Source organism: Peribacillus sp. 05N428, assembly GCF_056397085.1.
Genome location: NZ_JBFTMS010000001.1, coordinates 18,244 through 36,802 on the forward strand (window position 1 = coordinate 18,244; position 18,559 = coordinate 36,802).

16 protein-coding genes are annotated in these 18,559 nt (G+C 35.4%); 13 read left to right on the plus strand and 3 right to left on the minus strand.

What is annotated here, in order from left to right:
* The first annotated feature begins 1,029 nt into the window (after positions 1-1,029).
* The 3 genes from sigH (at position 1,030) to AC1DIV_RS00080 (ending at position 2,908) form a co-directional block, all read left to right on the plus strand.
* Positions 1,030-1,758: an RNA polymerase sporulation sigma factor SigH gene (sigH, locus tag AC1DIV_RS00070; RefSeq protein WP_404826649.1), complete on the plus strand. Its 729-nt coding sequence runs from the start codon at positions 1,030-1,032 to the stop codon at positions 1,756-1,758.
* Positions 1,759-2,215: 457 nt separating this feature from the next.
* The gene (locus AC1DIV_RS00075) at positions 2,216-2,392 is read left to right on the plus strand and encodes a hypothetical protein (RefSeq protein ID WP_161784875.1); all 177 of its coding nucleotides are present in this window, start codon (positions 2,216-2,218) and stop codon (positions 2,390-2,392) included.
* A gap of 69 nt (positions 2,393-2,461) precedes the next feature.
* Positions 2,462-2,908: a hypothetical protein gene (locus tag AC1DIV_RS00080; RefSeq protein WP_340876078.1), complete on the plus strand. Its 447-nt coding sequence runs from the start codon at positions 2,462-2,464 to the stop codon at positions 2,906-2,908.
* A 101-nt stretch (positions 2,909-3,009) separates the two neighbouring features.
* Here the strand turns inward: AC1DIV_RS00080 and AC1DIV_RS00085 are convergent, their stop codons facing one another.
* Positions 3,010-3,213: a hypothetical protein gene (locus AC1DIV_RS00085; protein WP_340876080.1), complete on the minus strand. Its 204-nt coding sequence runs from the start codon at positions 3,211-3,213 to the stop codon at positions 3,010-3,012.
* An 832-nt stretch (positions 3,214-4,045) separates the two neighbouring features.
* On the opposite strand from AC1DIV_RS00085, the gene AC1DIV_RS00090 reads away from it, so the two are divergent.
* The 3 genes from AC1DIV_RS00090 to AC1DIV_RS00100 all read left to right on the plus strand — a co-directional run bounded on the left by AC1DIV_RS00090 (position 4,046) and on the right by AC1DIV_RS00100 (position 6,836).
* Positions 4,046-5,491 (plus strand): alkaline phosphatase PhoX, encoded by a 1,446-nt coding sequence (locus tag AC1DIV_RS00090; RefSeq protein ID WP_340876082.1) that lies wholly within the window; start codon positions 4,046-4,048, stop codon positions 5,489-5,491.
* A 57-nt stretch (positions 5,492-5,548) separates the two neighbouring features.
* The gene (gene tatA / locus AC1DIV_RS00095; protein WP_340876083.1) at positions 5,549-5,740 is read left to right on the plus strand and encodes a twin-arginine translocase TatA/TatE family subunit; all 192 of its coding nucleotides are present in this window, start codon (positions 5,549-5,551) and stop codon (positions 5,738-5,740) included.
* A gap of 82 nt (positions 5,741-5,822) precedes the next feature.
* Complete coding sequence (locus AC1DIV_RS00100) at positions 5,823-6,836, plus strand: bifunctional metallophosphatase/5'-nucleotidase (protein WP_340876085.1); 1,014 nt, start codon at positions 5,823-5,825, stop codon at positions 6,834-6,836.
* A 339-nt stretch (positions 6,837-7,175) separates the two neighbouring features.
* On the opposite strand, the gene AC1DIV_RS00105 is transcribed toward AC1DIV_RS00100, so the two are convergent.
* Positions 7,176-8,087 carry a LysR substrate-binding domain-containing protein gene (locus AC1DIV_RS00105; RefSeq protein WP_340876087.1) on the minus strand — a complete coding sequence of 304 codons (912 nt, stop codon included), beginning with the start codon at positions 8,085-8,087 and terminating at the stop codon, positions 7,176-7,178.
* Positions 8,088-8,217: 130 nt separating this feature from the next.
* On the opposite strand from AC1DIV_RS00105, the gene AC1DIV_RS00110 reads away from it, so the two are divergent.
* The 7 genes from AC1DIV_RS00110 (at position 8,218) to AC1DIV_RS00140 (ending at position 17,342) form a co-directional block, all read left to right on the plus strand.
* Complete coding sequence (locus tag AC1DIV_RS00110) at positions 8,218-8,709, plus strand: 2,4'-dihydroxyacetophenone dioxygenase family protein (RefSeq protein WP_340876089.1); 492 nt, start codon at positions 8,218-8,220, stop codon at positions 8,707-8,709.
* 670 nt (positions 8,710-9,379) lie between these two features.
* Positions 9,380-10,684, plus strand: coding sequence for an MFS transporter (locus tag AC1DIV_RS00115; protein WP_340876091.1), 1,305 nt, complete (start codon positions 9,380-9,382; stop codon positions 10,682-10,684).
* A 224-nt stretch (positions 10,685-10,908) separates the two neighbouring features.
* Positions 10,909-11,649, plus strand: a complete 741-nt coding sequence (locus AC1DIV_RS00120; protein ID WP_340876093.1) for an SDR family NAD(P)-dependent oxidoreductase — start codon at positions 10,909-10,911, stop codon at positions 11,647-11,649.
* Positions 11,650-11,669: 20 nt separating this feature from the next.
* Complete coding sequence (locus AC1DIV_RS00125; RefSeq protein ID WP_477575593.1) at positions 11,670-12,677, plus strand: zinc-dependent alcohol dehydrogenase; 1,008 nt, start codon at positions 11,670-11,672, stop codon at positions 12,675-12,677.
* A gap of 298 nt (positions 12,678-12,975) precedes the next feature.
* Positions 12,976-13,809 (plus strand): BglG family transcription antiterminator LicT, encoded by an 834-nt coding sequence (gene licT, locus AC1DIV_RS00130; protein ID WP_340876096.1) that lies wholly within the window; start codon positions 12,976-12,978, stop codon positions 13,807-13,809.
* A 117-nt stretch (positions 13,810-13,926) separates the two neighbouring features.
* The gene (locus AC1DIV_RS00135) at positions 13,927-15,801 is read left to right on the plus strand and encodes a beta-glucoside-specific PTS transporter subunit IIABC (protein ID WP_340876097.1); all 1,875 of its coding nucleotides are present in this window, start codon (positions 13,927-13,929) and stop codon (positions 15,799-15,801) included.
* Between the two features lie 98 nt (positions 15,802-15,899).
* Positions 15,900-17,342 (plus strand): 6-phospho-beta-glucosidase, encoded by a 1,443-nt coding sequence (locus AC1DIV_RS00140; protein ID WP_340876099.1) that lies wholly within the window; start codon positions 15,900-15,902, stop codon positions 17,340-17,342.
* Here AC1DIV_RS00140 and AC1DIV_RS00145 read toward each other — a convergent pair.
* Complete coding sequence (locus AC1DIV_RS00145; protein ID WP_340876101.1) at positions 17,233-17,847, minus strand: hypothetical protein; 615 nt, start codon at positions 17,845-17,847, stop codon at positions 17,233-17,235. The two genes, AC1DIV_RS00140 and AC1DIV_RS00145, sit on opposite strands and share 110 nt — an antisense overlap.
* Positions 17,848-18,559 lie beyond the last annotated feature (712 nt).

Here is an 18,559-nt window from a genome sequence, read left to right on the forward strand (position 1 = left end):
AAAATATCGAAAAGAAAATATGTAAAGCTGATAAGTCCATCAACTTAAAGTATGATGAACTATCAACAATTCGGCTACCTTACCTAGTGATATTTGTCAAACAACTAAATTCCATTTTATTACATAGATACTTTGTATTAGATGATTAAAAGATAAATAGTGATATTCAATAAAAGGGAGCGTTTCTTTAATAAGAATCGCTTTTCTTATTGAACTCCCATGAAAATTAAAAAAGCACAAAATCTAGAAAAGACCAACAAGATAGACCCATAAAAACGTTTTTTAAAAAAGGGCTGAGCCTTATGAGTGATCTGATTGAGTTTAATAAATCGTTAAACAAAAACCTCCAATAAAAACAAATTAAGTAGAGGCTAACGCGACGACCAAAAAAGGATTAATCTCCCATGAGTGCTTACCCATAAAGGGCGCGAAAGTCGTGGTACACCGTGGGCGTCGGAGTCAGACAAACGGGTGGGCTCAAAGGCACCAATGAGTTAAGTAAAAAGTATCCCTTATTTATTGTCAGTAATGGACAGATAGAATATTTACAAGTAATTGTAGAAACTTATAATTTGGATAGATTTATTCAAAATACATATAGTAACCAATTAATTAGATCTGGACATAAATCAGATTTAGTGCAAATGGCGGGGCAGGATAGTTGCATAGGAAGTAGTAAAATAGAGTTGTAAAAAAGAATGAAATCCCTCATCCTTCATTGTTTATAAATGCTACAATAGGAAACAACCCTCAGATTGACTCCTAGTACAAACGTTTAAAATGCAACTCCATTAAACTGCCCGTTTTTTGAATAAGAACCACCTTGTATTTTACCATAAAATTCAAGTTTTTAATTTTTTATCCTAAGGGCAACAATCTTTTAGAAAACAGCCTAAAAAGAGGGTGTAAACGGATCCTTCTAACTAAAAAAAGGTGTATAGGAATGTATTTAATTGTCGAAATAATCTAATATCATTGGTGATTGTTATAGGTTAATATTAAATAATATGGTAATTTACCGCATATAAAATGGGCGTCCGTTTAAACAACAAGGCTCAATTGAATGCAGCCGGTGGAGGGATTTTTGTGGGTATAGCTATCGAAGAAAAACCGTCATTCCTATGTGCTAATTTTGAAGATGGAGTATTAATAGAAAAGGTCCGGCAAGGAAATATGGAGGCACTAGAAGTACTGATGAAAAAATATCAATCTTTTGTAAAGATTAAGGCTAACAGATACTTCTTAATTGGGGCAGATAGAGAAGATATTATCCAAGAGGGGATGATAGGATTGTTCAAAGCCATCAGGGATTTTAATGGCGAGAAACAATCTTATTTTAAAGCGTTTGCAGAACTATGTATCACGAGACAGATTATTACAGCCATCAAGGCAGCTACTCGTCAAAAACATACTCCGTTAAATTCTTCTATTTCGCTTGATATGCCTATATATGAAGGAAATCCGGATCATACTCTTATGGAAGTAATGACAGACACCGTTATTTCTGATCCCGTTGCGATATTGATAGATAAAGAATCTGCTGATGACTTGGAATTAAAATTATCTGAGGTTCTAAGTCCGTTAGAAAAGAAGGTTTTGGCTTATTACTTAGAGGACCTTACTTATATAGAAATGTCTGATAAATTAAATACTCACGCCAAGTCTATAGATAATGCGTTGCAGAGAGTGAAGAGAAAATTGGAGAGTTTATTGGAACTTAGAAATAGACACGCAATAGAAGGCACATTCAATAGATAAAAGAGCCGTTTACTATTAAGTTGCTCTTTTGGCCAAAGGGTTTTTAACCCTTTGGCTTTATGTGTTTGAAAAACCTTAGTTGTATTTAATAGTGAAATTAAAAATACAACAAACACCGGTATGGAAGGAAGGGCACTGATGTTAACAGAAAGATTAAAACGATTATTCTCTCAACAAGCAAGTGGAATAGACTATGCCATTCTACTAGCACCAATACTGTAATTGGCTACTTAATTTCTCTAGCTCACCTATATGGAGAACTTATTTTTTATGGGTACCCATCTATTATTTAGAAATATAGCCAAGTTTAGTAATATAGAATACCATCGTTGTTATACTTTTATGTATTATGGCGTTTTTCTTTACCAAAGAAGGAACAAAAAGAATTCTCAACTTTAGAAGATTTTTCTAAAATGGTTTTTAGAATCCTGATAAAGATGCATGGGCTAAAATTTATATGCCTAAAAAAGACTTCAAAACAATTTTAAAACAGATGGCTGGTCCTGATGATGAAGAAACTATCACTTATAAAAGCATTGAATTAAAAGACTCTAAAACGATAGAAATGAAAGTGAACAACTCAGATGGTGGAAGCTTTGAGAACAGCATGCAAGCAGCTATTATGGATGCCTAAATACGAGAACTATATAGACACTCTTAACTTTATGATGATAAAAAAGAACCTACTATCCGTACCTTTGATTTGAGCCACACAGTTATTGCGGAAAACAAGAAGCCTATTGAATTCGATGAAGATTCCGAACAAAAACCTAAAGAGCTTGGAACCTTTAAACTAGGTGAAAAGGTAAATGTAGTAGGTCATATCATAACATTAACAAATGTACATTACACAAAGGAAAGAAACGAATTCGAAGAAACACAGCCCAAAGAAGTATTGGGATTTGATATTGAATACCAAAATGGTACAAAAGAAGAACAAGTAGTTAGCGCAGGTGATTTTGAAGTGTATGACAGCAAAGGTGAAAAGATGGAGGTATATGCTCTCGATACATTAACCGAGAGTGTTCAAGCTGGTAAGCACGTTAACGGACCTGCTGCTTTGGGAGTAACCGATAATGCACCTTATGAAATCTTTTTCACAGATTATACTACGGGTAGCAAAGCAAAATGGATTATGGAAGTGAAATAATCGTTTTCATGTTCATTTTTTAAAGCAGAAATTTTAGGCAAAAAGGTACTCACAACAATGTTGAGTACCTTTTATTGTAATGCCTTTTATGTTTCAATCTTCTATATAAAAATATCAATGCATTGTTCTACAGTTGTTGGAGAGGCTAACTGTTTTGCTTTTGTAGCCAATACATCTGCCGGTTCTGTATCGAGAATAACACCAAATAAGTTTTCTAGTTCATCCAAGCTTTTTTCTAAACGGGTAGAGATGATTGAAATCGCTATTTCTTTGACAAGTCTGTGTTCAGCCATGTTAATACTCACTTGAATCACCCCTTCTAATAAACTTAAATACCTATATTCGATTATCCAAGTGTTAATTCCTTTTAAGAAAAGAATATGTCGAAAAATAAATCGACACCATTTACTTAATAATTGGCTATGTAAAAGCTATTGATTGTTTTTGAGTAGTCCTGTAGTCAATTTTGGTATCCTGATTGCATCAAAATAAAAGGGTTAATCTGATATGACTGTGGTGACTATACTGATATAGCTTCATTAAGCGATAGGAAAAGAGAATATATATTTGGGGTGTTGTCTCGCTATTTACATTACTCAAATACTGCACAAGACTGTCGCTTTGTCTTACAATCGTATGGATTTTATTTTTGGTTGTTATGTGCATTTTGTCCGTTCTACAATCATCAAACTCATCGGCTGATTTTTTCTGCATGCTTCACTTTGTGCGAATAGATCCAAGCGTGATTCCACCATATCAAGTCTTTGCCTTTCCTCTTCCAAAAATTCAGTAGATTTTGGTGGAATTAATCGGGTTAACTAGTTTGTCATAGTGTATCTCTTATATTTACAAACGATTAATAAGCTTTAATATTCTGCATCGGTCTTTTTATGACAAAATCCTTAGTTTTTTCTCCACTTTTGACTAATACCATCAATTTCCACCCTTTACATGTTAAAAATGTCGTTATAACCTCCATTGTTTTGTGAAAACAGTGACTTTTGGTTTATCTTTCATGTGAAGGAATAAAATCACATGGGTTTAACAGAGCGTTTAAAATGGTCTGTTAATTTTAAGGGTAGAGTTTGCTATAAGGAATATAGCATCCCTCAAAAAGATTTTTTGGAGGTAATGTTGATGAAATCTGGCAATAGCGGTTTAAACAGACGTAATTTCTTAAAAGTTGGCGGAATGAGTACTTTAGCATTAACACTTGGTTCAACTGGGGTATTTTCTCTTGCGGGAGCTACAAAAGGATTTGCAGCGGAATCCAGCAATCCAACAAGTGGATTTGGTGGCTATGGCCCATTAGTAAAAGATCCAAATGGAGTTCTTGATCTGCCAAGGGGATTTCATTACAAAATGCTTTCACGAACTGGTGATATCATGCCTAATGGTGACCTTGTCCCTTCTGCCCATGATGGAATGGCTGCCTATAAAGGAGAGAAGGGTACAACCATTCTTGTAAGAAATCATGAAAATGGGACAAATTCGGATTACCCTGTAAACGGAAAAAAACCTTGGAGTGCTGGTGCTGCCGGCGGCACAACCACATTAATCGTTGGACAAAATAACAAGGTCATTGATCAGTATGTATCAAGTTCAGGTACAATCCGTAACTGTGCTGGTGGAGCTACAACTTGGGGCACTTGGTTAACAATGGAAGAAACCCGTGATATGGGGCATGGCTTTGTATTTGAAGTAAATCCGCTTGATCCTGAAAACGAAATGTCAAGAACACCAATCCGTGATATGGGGTATTTCTCCCATGAAGCTGGGCATGTTGACCCTTCAACAGGAATTTGGTATTTAACCGAAGACGCAAGTCCAAGCTTCTTGTACCGTTTTACACCACATGACCGTAGTCAAAAGCTAGGTTCTCTGCAAAAGGGCGGTATCCTTGAAGCGGCAGCGATTGATGAATTGCCGGCTGCAGCAGCAAGTCAATTTAGTACTAGACAAAAATTCGGGATTGTTTGGAAAAAATTAAATCCTGAAATCGCACAGCAAGATGCTAAGGATAAAGGCTGTATTCAGTTTAGCCGCTTAGAAGGGGCTTATTTTTCTGAAGGTACTTTATGGTTTGATGATACAAGTGCAGGTTCATCACGCCTTGGCCGTGTTTATCGCTACACGCCAGCGACAAACAACTTAGAACTATTCTATGAGTCTACTGATAAAAATGATTTAGAAGCACCGGATAACATTACGATCACTCCTTGGGGAGATCTTTGGATCGCCGAAGATGGTGGAGGCAATGACCGTATCGTCGGATTAACTCCTGAAGGAAATATTTATACTTTCGCTGAGAATATGATGAACGGTTCTGAATTTGCTGGCCCTACATTTTCTCCAGATGGCAATACTTTCTTTGTGAATATGCAAACACCAGGTATCACCTTTGCGATTTGGGGACCATTTGCACGCAGAAATTCTACCCGTAGACGAGCTATGAACCAGGCTTTGCCGCCAGCAAGTCTTGCTCCTGTTGTTTCGGATAAACTTGCTGCATTCGCTGAAGAACAAGGCATGTCTTTATTAGAAGCAGCAGCTTTAGAGCGTCATGGCATGCCAATTTTATAAGTAATGATCGCATTTTTTGAGAACTAACAAACGATCATGGTATAGGAGGTGAGACGTTTGTTATCCAGTATCGGCATCCCAGGTCTAATTCTCATTCTAGTCATAGCGCTAATCATTTTTGGTCCTTCTAAATTACCCGAAATCGGAAGGGCTTTTGGAAACACTTTAAAAGAATTTAAAAAAGCGACAAATGATTTGATCAGTAATGATAAAGAAGAAAATACTAACTCTGAAGAAAAAATAAACTAGTTGCTCTTGAGAAATCCGAAAAGACTGGTAACTAAATAACTTGTTTTACAATTTAATAGAGTAATTGCTTGGAGGAAATAGTATGAAAAAAATGGGGAAGTTATTTTTGACGGGCTGCTTTTCGCTGGCGATGGCTTCCGCTTTTGTCGCAAAGCCCGTTACGGCAGTTGCGGAGGAAAAGCTCAAGGAAGGAGAGAAGTTTAAACTCACCATTCTCCAGACAAATGACTTTCATGGTCATCTGGATGACATCGTCACGCTGGATGATGGAACCGTTCATCACAATTCTATTGCAAAGTACGCCACCATCATTGAAAATGTGCGCAATGAAGAGGAGAATGTGCTTCTCGTCGATGGCGGGGATGTCTTCCTGCGCGGCGAGTTTCAGGAGGGTAAAGGAGAGTTGGAGACGTCTCTTTTGAAAGCTTTGGACTATGATGCGATGGCTCTAGGAAACAACGACTTCCGCGTTTACCCTGCCGGGGAGGGCACGCCGGACAGCCGTTATGAACAGTTAAAGAATTACCACCGCAACGTGAATTTCCCCATCCTTACTGGAAATGTAATTGACAGGGAAACAGGAAAGTACATACAGAATGTAAAACCTTGGAAGAGTTTTACTTTCACAGGCGTTAAAGTCGGCATGATTGGCCTTACTTCGATGAAGCCGGAAATTCGAGGTTGGGATGATGTTGCAGACCTCGATTTCATCGAACCGGTTGAAGCGTTGAATGCGTTGCTTCCTGAAGTGAGTGAGAAGTCAGACGTAAACATTGTCCTTTCGCATGCTGGAAATCCCGAAGACCACAAGCTGGCTCAGGTTCCCGGAGTTTCGGCGGTAATCGGGGCAGATACACACAAGGTCATCGAAACTCCCGAATATGAATTCAACGGAGAGGTGATGGTGCCAATTACTCAAGCTGGCGGAGAACAAGAACATTATTTGGGCCGTCTTAATTTGACTTTTGAAGTCGTTGACGCCAAAATGACTTTGGTCGAATCCGATGGATTCCTCTACGACGTCACAAATGTTCCGGCTGATCCGGAGATACAAGCGATTATAGACGATTATCGTGCAGATTTGAAAGCGCTATGACTATTACCATATAATTGCCGTTTGGCAACGATATGCTACCAAAAATATTTTGGTATAAAAATAAGCCTGAACCATTTATTCTGGTTCAGGCTTATTTTCTTTTGTTAGGCAAATTTCTATATAAGACCGATATTTCGTAGTTGTCTTAATTAAAGTATGCCAACTAAATACGCAGATTAAGTTTTCTTATTACTGGTGGTAACACCTTCGCTGGTACTCCCCCTAACACAAATCATGATATTTTTTTGGAGGGTTATTGTGAATTAACCATAAAATAATGAGAGGATCTATCAATGGTTATCACAAGTAGAATAGTGAAAGTAAGCCATAAGATCAGTTCTAATTAGAACTGATCTCATGGGTTTTTGGAATGTATGAACCTTTAACAAATTCAATAAACGCTTTGTTTATTGAATTTTTTATTTCACTTTTCCAAATTAGAGCTGTGACGGTAGAAAAAGGGGGATTTTTCACTTCACGATATACAACTTCATTTTGCAAAAGAAATTTTATAGAAGATGCTACTAAAGCTACACCTATGCCAGCAGAAACTAATGATATAACAGTAGACACCTCATCTGTTTCTTGTACTATTTTGGGGCTAAATCCTGCTTGGAAACAACAGTTAATTAATCCATCGTAATGAACTTGATTAGCCATTCTGCTCGTCATAATAAATGAATCATTGGCGAAATTGATTAAGTCGATTGAAGAAGTTTCAGTGGCTAAAGGATGTTCCTTCGGCAAGGCAATAATTAACGGTTCTTGCCTTAATATTTGAAAAGAAAACTCATCATTCTCAAGGGGTTCACTTACAATACCTACATGGATGTTTCCTTTTTGTAATGCTTCAATTTGTTCTGCAGATGTGAGTTGCTTCAAAATTACTTGAACAGCTGGATACTCTTTTCTATATTGTTTAATTATGGTGGGAAGAATATCAAAGGAAGCTGTAGCAATGAAACCAATAATAATTTTGCCAATCTCCCCACGATTAATCATTTGGATTGTATTGATGGAATCCTCTAAATTATCAAATAATTGATAAACTCTATCCAAAAATACTTCTCCTTCTTGAGTTAAATTTACACTTCTTTTCGTTCGGTGGAAAAGCTGAACACCAATTTCTTCTTCTAATTGACGAATTTGAATACTTAATGGTGGCTGTTCCATATTTAAACGGGCAGCAGCCTTACCGAAATGTAACTCCTCGGCAACAGTTTTGAAATATCTAAGATGGCGCAACTCCAATTTGTTCACCTCACAATTAATATTTTTTATATATTAATTATTATATAAATGTATATTAGATATATCAATAGACTTATTATAAAATGAATTTGTGATGATGAATCGCTTACCAATAAGAGGGGGAGATAAAATGCCAGAACTAGACTTACTACGATTTACAGAAAAGTATAATTTACCAGACCAAGCTATCGATGTGAATGATATACCTTGGATTCCAACTCATGGGGAAGACGATGGAGTGTGGTTTAAGCCAATTCGATTTGATTTAACATCAGGAAGTTGGATACACATTTCAAAATTTGAAGCTAAAAAAGGAAATGCTAGACATAGACATACTGGGGGTACAGTTTTAGCTTATACACTTCAAGGGTCATGGAGATATTTGGAGCGAGATTGGGTAGCAAAACCAGGTACATTTATCTACGAACCACCGGGCGATGTACATACTTTAGTGGTTGATGGAGAAGAAGATATGATTACACTGTTTTATTTAAGCGGAGTCATTGAATATTTCGATGAGGAAGGAAATGTTGTAAAACAGGATGATGTTTTTTATAGAATGAAAAAGTATTTAGACTACTGTGAGAAATACAATATCCCTGTGAAAGATTTAACGTTTTAATACAACAGCTTTTTGAAATTTTTGTTAATTAAAGATACTGGTAGGTATCTAGATTTTAAATGATAAAAAACTTTACTACTAAAATAACAGAATAATCTTAATTTAACAGTAGTAGAACAAGAAAAAGAAATTTATTACTAATAATAAATATATTTAGTAATTAGTAATCTTTAAGGAATGTCTACTATACTAACAGATAATATTTTCTGTATTAAGTATGAAATTAGACAAAATCAAACACTATGTTGGTTTTGTCTTTTTTGTAAAAACCTTTTAAGGATTCTTTTATACTGATGAAGTTTATATCTACAAATTCATTGCAAAGTAAAGAAAACGTTGTCATACATGCAGATAGTTTTTCCATACACATATAAAGGCCGAGGGAGATACCTGGAGAAAGTGCGGGTTTCTACCAATAAGTATGAATATCTCCTAAATCAAAGAATGTTTAGGACATCTTTATTTAAATACAGGATAGTGGCAGTTTGTATTGGGCTTTATTCATTATTATGAAAGGGTTTTCAAATGTGAAGGGCTAAATGGATTTATGTATTTGGGAACGTTGAGAAATTACTTAAGAAAGATTTGCCAGTAGTAAGAAAGGAAATGCTGCACTAATAAGTTTTTCGAAAGGTTTATATTTGATAAATAATAGGACAGAGGTGAAAGGATGGAAGCAAAGGCGATTTTAAAGCAAGAAGAATTAGATCCTACAATAAAGGGCAGTTATCGCTGGAAAGTGATCATTCCAATGATATTTGTCATGTATTTAATGGCATATATCGACAGAACCAATATTTCGTTTGCGTTGACTGAGATGCAAAAAACATTTGCTATTACATCAACGGTAAGTGGGTTTATCGCAGGCGTATTTTTTTGTGGATATATCTTATTAATGGCACCAATGGGTCATTTTGCGAGCCGAAAAAGTGCGCGCAACATTGTTTTAATTTTAGGGTTATTAACAGGTGTTTTTTCGAGTCTACAGGGCTTGGTTAATAGTGTTGAAATGCTCATTTTTATTCGTTTCTTGTTAGGGCTCGTAGAAGGCGGAATTTATCCAGCAATGGGTGTGTTAATAGCGAATTGGTTTCCTCAAAATGAACGTGGGCGAGCTACAAGTTCTTTCTACTTATATATTACAGTTGCTCCTTTGATTATGTCGCCGGTTTCAGGATACATTATTTCGAATATTCATTGGTTTGGGTTGGATAGTTGGCGATGGGTGTTTATTACACAAGGGATTCCGGTCTTACTTTTCTCTTTACTGTTCTACTATTTAGTTCCAGATCATCCGTCCAAATCATCGAGAATCAGTGCTCAAGAACGTAATTTTTTGCTAAAACAACAAGAGATTGAAGCAAGTAAGCCTAAAGCGATTCAGGAAAAATCCTATTGGAAGGCGGCATTGAATCGTAATTTTATCTTTGTGTCACTTGCTTACTTTATGGCCGGGGGAATTGGAAACTATGGAATTATTATTTGGTTACCAGTAATTCTTAAAGAGTTTTCGAATTTTGGCTATACCGCAGTTGGGTTCATTTCGGCAATTCCGTGGTTGATTGGTACCGTTGGGATGGTTTCGGTAGGGGTTATTAATGATAAATTTAGAAATAAACGAGTATTATTGTTTTTATTAAATGTCATTGCGGGGATTTCTTTACTTTCCGCGATTCTTGTTCTTGAGTCTAACATATGGTTAGCTATTTCCTTGATTAGTATTACCATTGTTGGTGGGATGGCTTCTTCTTCTGTATTTTTGACATTAATTGCGGACGTATTCCCGAAAAATATACTTGGTGGAATGACAGGTCTTTGGAATTCGATCGGAAATGTAGGTGGATTCGTCGGACCATTTGTTGTTGGTGTGCTAATGGCAGGAGGCAACAAATTAACAGGGGTAGGTTTCTTATCATTCTGTTATCTTATTGGTTCTATTTTAGTTTTGTTTGTTAAATTACGTAAAGAAGATTGAGTATTTAAAAAGTAACCCGAAGTGAAAAAGGATACTGAAAAAGTCGCTGGCAACGAAAATTCTTCACAATTTAGTGAAGAAAAAGAAAATTATTATCTGTATATCGTATACAATGATTCTTTTTCTTTTTGAAGCTGATTTTTTTAGTGAAATGGGGTGAAGTCGTCTTAATTTCTAAATTGTAAGTTAATTGTTATTCAAATGATTATATAGGAGTAGTGTAAATGTTCAATCTATCTGATAAGACGGCTTTAATTACTGGGGGTACAGGTACTCTAGGGAAAAGTATAGCGAAAGCTCTTGGTCGTGCAGGAGCGAAAGTGGTCATTACTGGAATAGAAAACGAGCAAAAAGTGGTTTCTATCAAAGATGAGTTTTCAAAAGAGAATATACATGTAATTTATGATCACCTTGACATCACAATGATCAAAAATATAGAAGAAGTAGTCAATAAATATTCTACTATCGATATATTAATTAACTCTGCTGGAATCAATGCTCGTCAACCAATACTCAATATAAGTGAACAAGATTGGGACAATGTAATAGATGTTAACTTGAAGGGAGCATTTTTCACTTCAAAAATAGTAGCAAAAAAAATGTTAGAAAGAAAAAGGGGAAAGATTATTAACTTAGCTTCATTAAGCAGTCACATAGGGTTGCCAAACATGGGACCATATTGTGCATCGAAAGGCGGTATTAATCAATTAACTAAAGCTATGGCCATAGAATGGGCTCCATATATTCAAGTGAATGCCATCGCTCCTGGATATTTTCATACAGAATTGACTGCTCCTTTATTCCAAGATAAGGAGTGGGCTGATAGTATTCTTTCAAAAATACCAACCGGAAGAACAGGAAAACCTGAAGATTTAAATGGATTGGCTGTTTTGCTTGTTTCCTCTGCTTCTGACTATATTACAGGACAGACAATATATGTAGATGGTGGTTGGACTGCATCATAAATCAATAAGGGAGAGATATCATGAAAGCCGTTGTTAAATCAAATTCACCACAAAAAATAGATTTACAAGAAAGATCTTTACCCCTTTTAAATGACGGTGAAATACTTGTTGAAGTTGCTTATTGTGGAGTTTGTGGAAGCGATCTCCATGCTTTTAATCATTCTAGGGGATACGAATTTGTGAAAATAAATACGACTCTCGGTCATGAAATATCCGGTATAGTCGTAGAAGTATTTAATGAAGAGAATAGGCACTTAATTAATAAAAATGTGATAGTTGAGTCTATGTATTATTGCAATGAATGTGAAAACTGTAAACGGGAAAGGTATTCCATATGCTATAACAACCAAGTCATTGGTCTTCATTTTGACGGTGGTATGGCTCAATTTGTAAAAATAAATGTAAATTTCGTTAAAGAAACCGATAAAAATTTGCCATTAGATATCGCAGCACTTATAGAGCCTATGTCAATCGCAGTTCATGCTGTTAAAAAAATTAAAAATATAGGTGCTGAAGATACTATTTTAGTACAAGGTCCTGGCATTATAGGATTCTTTATTGGTCTAATATGTGCACATAAAAAGGCAAATCTCATTCTATCTGGATTAGAAAAAGACTATGAATACAGACTATCAAAAGTTAATAACTTTGGTATGACTGCATTAATCGCTGATAAACAAAAACTAGAAGTGCCTATTGACTATATATTTGAATGTTCTGGGTCCTCTGCGGCACTAAAAACAGGTTTTAATGCTTTAAAGAAAGGGGGAGAAATTGTTGTGGTAGCTCTTTATGAACAAGAAACCCCTTTGTTTTTAACGGACTTAGTTCGTAATGAGTGGTCCTTACTAACAAGTTATGGGAGTGATCCAGTAGATTATAATGACGCTAGTAAACTTTTAATTGAATATAAAGATCAATTAAGAGAAATAGTTTCATTTTTTCCTATGGTTGAAGCTGAACAAGCGTTTACAGAAAGTTTAAATCAAAAAGTTTTAAAGGCTATAATTTATAATCAGGAAATATAGAAAAAATGTTCTGATGCAAATTCGGAAAAAATAACAATGAATTTGTTGACAACAATTTAAGGAGAAATTAGATTGTTGGATTACACAAAATATATTAAAAGAGGTGTGACAGCCATATATATAAAATATTGCAAGCGTGTTATTGATGCTTTATAAATAAGTATCTATCGAATAAATTATTTGGGATTGTGACTGGTAAAACAGGCAAAACCTAAATAGGTAAAGTTTCTTGTTTATGCAAGAGACGTGCTTATCTAGGTTTTTTTGTTTGAAGGTCGATGAGAGGTAGGTGAGCAAATTGATCATCAAAAAGATTTTTAATAATAATGTGGTGTTAACTGAAGATGAAAATCAAAAAGAAATGATTGCTATGGGGAAAGGAATCTCCTTCCAAAAAAAGGTTAGTGATCTTATTAATGAAAGTTTGATTGATAAACGTTTTTTATTGGAATCAGAAGAAAATGTTCATAAAATGACTGAGTTATTAAGCGGTATTCCGCCGACATACCTTGAGATCGCTGATGATATTATTCAATATGGTAAAAAAGAAATCAATGCAGAGTTAAGTAAATCGATATATATTGGTTTAATGGATCATTTAAATTTCGCCATTGATAGACATAAAAAAGGACAAGATATAAAAAACACATTGATATTTGAAATAAAAAAATTGTACCCGAAGGAATATAAAGTAGGACTTTACGGGATATTAGTTATCAATGAAAAATTAGGAATAAATTTACCTGAAGACGAAGCTGGATTTATTGCATTGCATTTCTTAAACGCCCAACAAGATAGTCTAAATATGAGCCGAACCGTTGAATTCACGAAAATGATTCAAGCAATTATTAATATCGTTCAATTGTTTTATAAAACAACTTTAGACGAAGATTCCATGAATTATCATCGATTTGTCACTCACTTGCGATATTTATCCTATCGCATCCAAAACCGTGACCCAGTTTCTCAGGAAGATGAGAAGTTATTTATGCAAGTGAAAGAAAACTATCCACTTGCATATCAATGTGCTCTCAAAATAAACGAGTATTTAAAAATTAAATATCATACGGAATTATCTAAAGAAGAACTCACTTATTTTATGATTCATATTCAGCGAGTTACTTCAAGATAAGTTAAATTAAAAGGATTGTGACTTTCGGTAGGCAAAACCTGGTAAAAGAGACAAAAGAGTCTTTTTTATCAGGTTTTTATTTTTTCTAATAAAAAAGAAGAAAAGGAGAATAAAAAAATGAACACAAAAGAGTTAGCGATATTTGTAATAGAGAATGTCGGCTCGGAAGAAAATGTCATTAAAGTAGTCCATTGTGCCACTCGTTTGAGATTTACGTTGAAAGATCGTTCTGAAGTAAACAAAGAAGCGCTGCAAAGGAATGATGATGTTTTAGCTGTCGTTGAAAGCGGTGGACAATTTCAAGTGGTCATTGGTGGAAAAGTTGCGGATGTGTATCAGGAAATAATGAGGCAAACAAACTTATCACAAGTGGCATCGGCATCAGCGGACAAAAGCCAGGAAAAGGTTGGGGTAATATCCAAAGTCTTTGATATCATCTCCGGAACATTCAGCCCGCTGATTCCATTATTAGCGGGGTGCGGATTGCTTAAAGCTTTATTAACATTATGTATTACATTTGGATGGATGGTGAAAGAAAGTGGTCTTTATATCTCACTTTCGGCAACCGGTAATGCTATATTCTATTTCTTGCCGGTTTTTGTAGGATTCACGCTTGCTAATAAATTAAATGCAAATGGATATATTGGTGCTGTAATTGGCGCTGCCCTACTTGAGCCGAACTATACAAACCTTTTGGTAAAAGGAGCCTCGGTAGTTGATATTTTTGGCATTCCAGTTATTCCTGTCAGCTATGCAAATTCTGTCTTTCCTATTTTTATTGCAGTCATAGCTTTCTCATTTTTAGAAAAATTATTAAAGAAAATTATTTTGAAAGATTTGCAATTCCTTTTAGTTCCATTAGTTTCATTAGTTGTTATCGTACCTTTAAGCTTTCTAGCATTTGGTCCATTCGGAACTTATTTGGGCGCAGGTATTGCAAATGGAATAGAAGTATTATTAAGTTTCAGTCCCATATTAACAGGTGCTGTACTTGGTAGTGGGTATATGTTCTTAGTAATCTTTGGACTTCACTGGGGGATTGTACCGATTACATTACAAAATTTACAAAATGGAGGCGACCCGCTTGGTCCGATGAAAGCAGGACCTACATTTGCTCAAATGGGCGTTGCAGCAGGGGTCTTTCTAAAAACAAAAGACAAAAAATTAAAGGCAATTGCCGGCCCAGCAGCTATTACAGGGATGATGGCCGGTGTTACCGAACCAATTCTATATGGTATCGTTTTGAAATACAGAAGAACAATTCCTTATATTGTAATTTCCGGTGCTATTGGCGGTGCTTTAGGTGCGTCTTTAGGTGTTGAACTAAAAACGTATTCGTTCTATAGCATGTTAAGTATCCCGGCTTTTGCACCAATTAGCATGCATGTACTGAGTGTCTCGGCCAGTTTCATTATTGCGCTTGCTCTTACTTATTTCTTTGGATATGAAAGTAAAGCTACTGTAAATAAACATCAAACAACAGAAAATATTTCTGATTTGAAAAATGAGGTCAACGATAATTCAAATGAAACAATTTATTTGCCTGTTCAAGGTAAAAGAGTACCTTTAACGGATGTCAATGATGAAGTTTTTTCTTCAGGTGCTATAGGGAAAGGAATTGCTATTGAACCAATTGAAGGGATGGTCACTTCACCAGTTAACGGTGTTGTTACAACTGTATTCCCGACAGGGCATGCTATTGGCATTACATCTGCCAGCGGTGCTGAAGTATTAATTCATGTCGGTTTAAACACAGTGAACCTTCAAGGAAAATACTTCAATCCAATTATAAAAACAGGTGATTTCGTCCAAGTGGGAGATAAATTAGTTGAATTTGATATAGAGAAAATTAGAGAGGCAGGTTTTGACTTAACAACACCAATTATTGTCACAAATACAGATCATTATCTCGATGTTATTCCGCATACTCTTTCTAATACTCAAGAAGTATTAACACTAATTAAAAAGCAGGATCAGAGACACATTAGTTAAATTTTGTTGAAACGTTAGAGATGTAGTTTCAAACTGACAACTCCGTTTAGAAGATGCTTACAAGAGTTATTAATAAATAATTAAAAAGGAGAATGAAAATGACTAAACTAACATTTCCAGATGGTTTCTTATGGGGTGGAGCAGTATCCGCCCATCAATTGGAAGGTGGCTGGAATAAAGGTGGAAAAGGATTAAGTGTTGCCGATATCATGACTGCTGGTGCCAACGGGGTACCAAGGGAAATTACAGACGGTATTATTGAGGGGGGAAATTATCCTAATCTTGAGGCTATTGATTTTTACAGCCAATATAAAGAAGATATCGCTTTATTTGCAGAAATGGGCTTTAAATGTTTTAGAACCAGCATCGCATGGACACGTATTTTCCCTAATGGAGATGAAAGCGAACCGAATGAACAGGGATTGCAATTTTATGATGACATGTTTGATGAATTGTTGAAACATGGGATTGAACCAGTTATTACATTGAGCCATTTTGAAATGCCTTATCATTTGGCAAAAGAATATGGCGGTTGGAGAAACAGAAAGGTCATTGATTTCTTCGTACGTTTTTCTACTACTGTAATGGAACGCTACAAAGATAAGGTGAAATACTGGATGACTTTTAATGAAATTAATAATCAAAAAAATATCTCTAATGATATTTTTGGATGGACCTGTTCTGGAGTGAAGTATTCCGAATGCAAGAACCCTGAGGAAAGCATGTATCAAGCTGTTCATCATGAATTAGTGGCTAGTGCCTTAGTGGTGAAGAAAGGACATGAGATCAACCCTAATTTGAAAATTGGTTGTATGTGTGCCTTTGTGCCACTGTATCCTTACTCATGTAATCCAAATGATATGATTCTTGCGTTGGAAAGTATGCATGACCGTTTCTTCTTTGCAGATGTGCATGTAAGAGGTCATTATCCTAGCTATGCATTAAGTGAATGGAAGAGAAAAGGATATGATATAAAAATGGAACCGGAAGATAGCAAAATCTTGGCAGAAGGAACGGTTGATTATATTGGGTTTAGTTATTACATGTCAAGAGTGGTTAAAGCAGAAACAAATACAGATACTAGTAAGCTAGTAGACGGTGGAAATCAATATTCAGTACCAAACCCATATGTTAAGGCAAGTGACTGGGGATGGCAGATCGATCCAGTTGGATTAAGGTATGCTTTAGCTTCTCTCTATGAGAGATATGAATTGCCATTGTTTATCGTAGAAAACGGTTTTGGTGCTATCGATGTAAAAGAAGCAGATGGAAGTTGTAATGATGATTATCGAATTGAATATCTTGCATCTCATATTAAAGAAATGAAAAAGGCAATAGATTTAGACGGTGTAGACTTAATGGGGTATACTCCCTGGGGATGCATTGACTTGGTTTCCTTTACAACTGGTGAAATGAAAAAACGTTATGGTTTTATCTATGTAGATAAAGATAATGATGGTAATGGAACATTAAAGAGAAGCAAGAAGAAATCTTTTGACTGGTATAAAAATGTAATTGCAAGCAATGGAGGAATTTTATAGGGGATTTACAAAGTATAGGGTCTAATTTAAAGCTAATTTTGTTGTTGGTGTTGGCTTTAATATCAAGTAGTAAAAAAAGCGTTGCTGTTAAAGCAATGCTTTTTTTACTGTTGTTAGGTAATTTATGCGCAGATTGAACATCGGCTCTTCTAGCAGCTAATGTAGCTGCGTATTTAAAGCCTTGTTTTTTAGGTCGAACCTTCTTAGCTAGCGTGTTAAGATCTAGATATGCGGAGAAATCAGGTTTTGCTAGATAGGATGCTTTGTTGAATGCAAAATCATACATTTTACCGACGAAATAAGATTCATCATCGTAAATGACACTATCAGCAATGTAATATTCACTTATATTTTCATCTAACACATCTGGATTCCCGACTAAAGCAGCTTTAATAATTTTTTCTTCATTATTCTTCAACATTTCTGTTGCAAGTCTAGTTATCGTTTCCGTATAGAAAATTTCATCATAAAAGATTGTGTCTTCAGGTAAGTCCCAGCCAAACAAAGAACCAAACTCTTCTTCTACTCCTGTATTGGTAACATTGAACTATCAGGGATTGGCAAGGTTATCTTTCATAGTTTGGCAATAATATGGTAATAATCATAGCGCAATAATAAACTCTTCATAGTGCTATGAGGGAGGGACAAAGCGAGGTTATTCGCTTTGTCCTTTCTAAATTAATGATAAAGTAAATACTGGAAGAGGGTGTACAAGTCGTTGAAAACTAACTGACTGGCGCCTTTTTTATTTTTGCTCACCCGCCATTTCCACTGACGGGAGTTGAACTTAGTGTAGAGTTTATCGTTTAGTTTAGCTTAATTCCACTAATTAATGTGCTAAAAAGGATCGTTAGGGAACAAAGCATTTGTTATGCCATTGAGATTGCGAAGATTTTCGTTTGGAATCCCATTAAATTCCTTTTTGTTTGCTGGAAATCGTTTGAAAGAACTCTTGATATCCATAAACAACCAGTTATTTTTTAGCCGCTGATGGTCATTATAAATAAAGAAGAAGGGGCTACTGATTACGTATGATTCACATCATATAGTAAATGAGGTGTTAGTTAAAGACGTTTAACTTAACTACTGATAGCTTCATTAAAAAATCGATTCGAGCAAGGAGATGGTTCTCTTGCACGTAAAAGCAGAAAACTCATTCAATAATTGTCATTTATGCTTTGAAAGTTGATGAAACTTTTAAGATATAGGGGATGGTT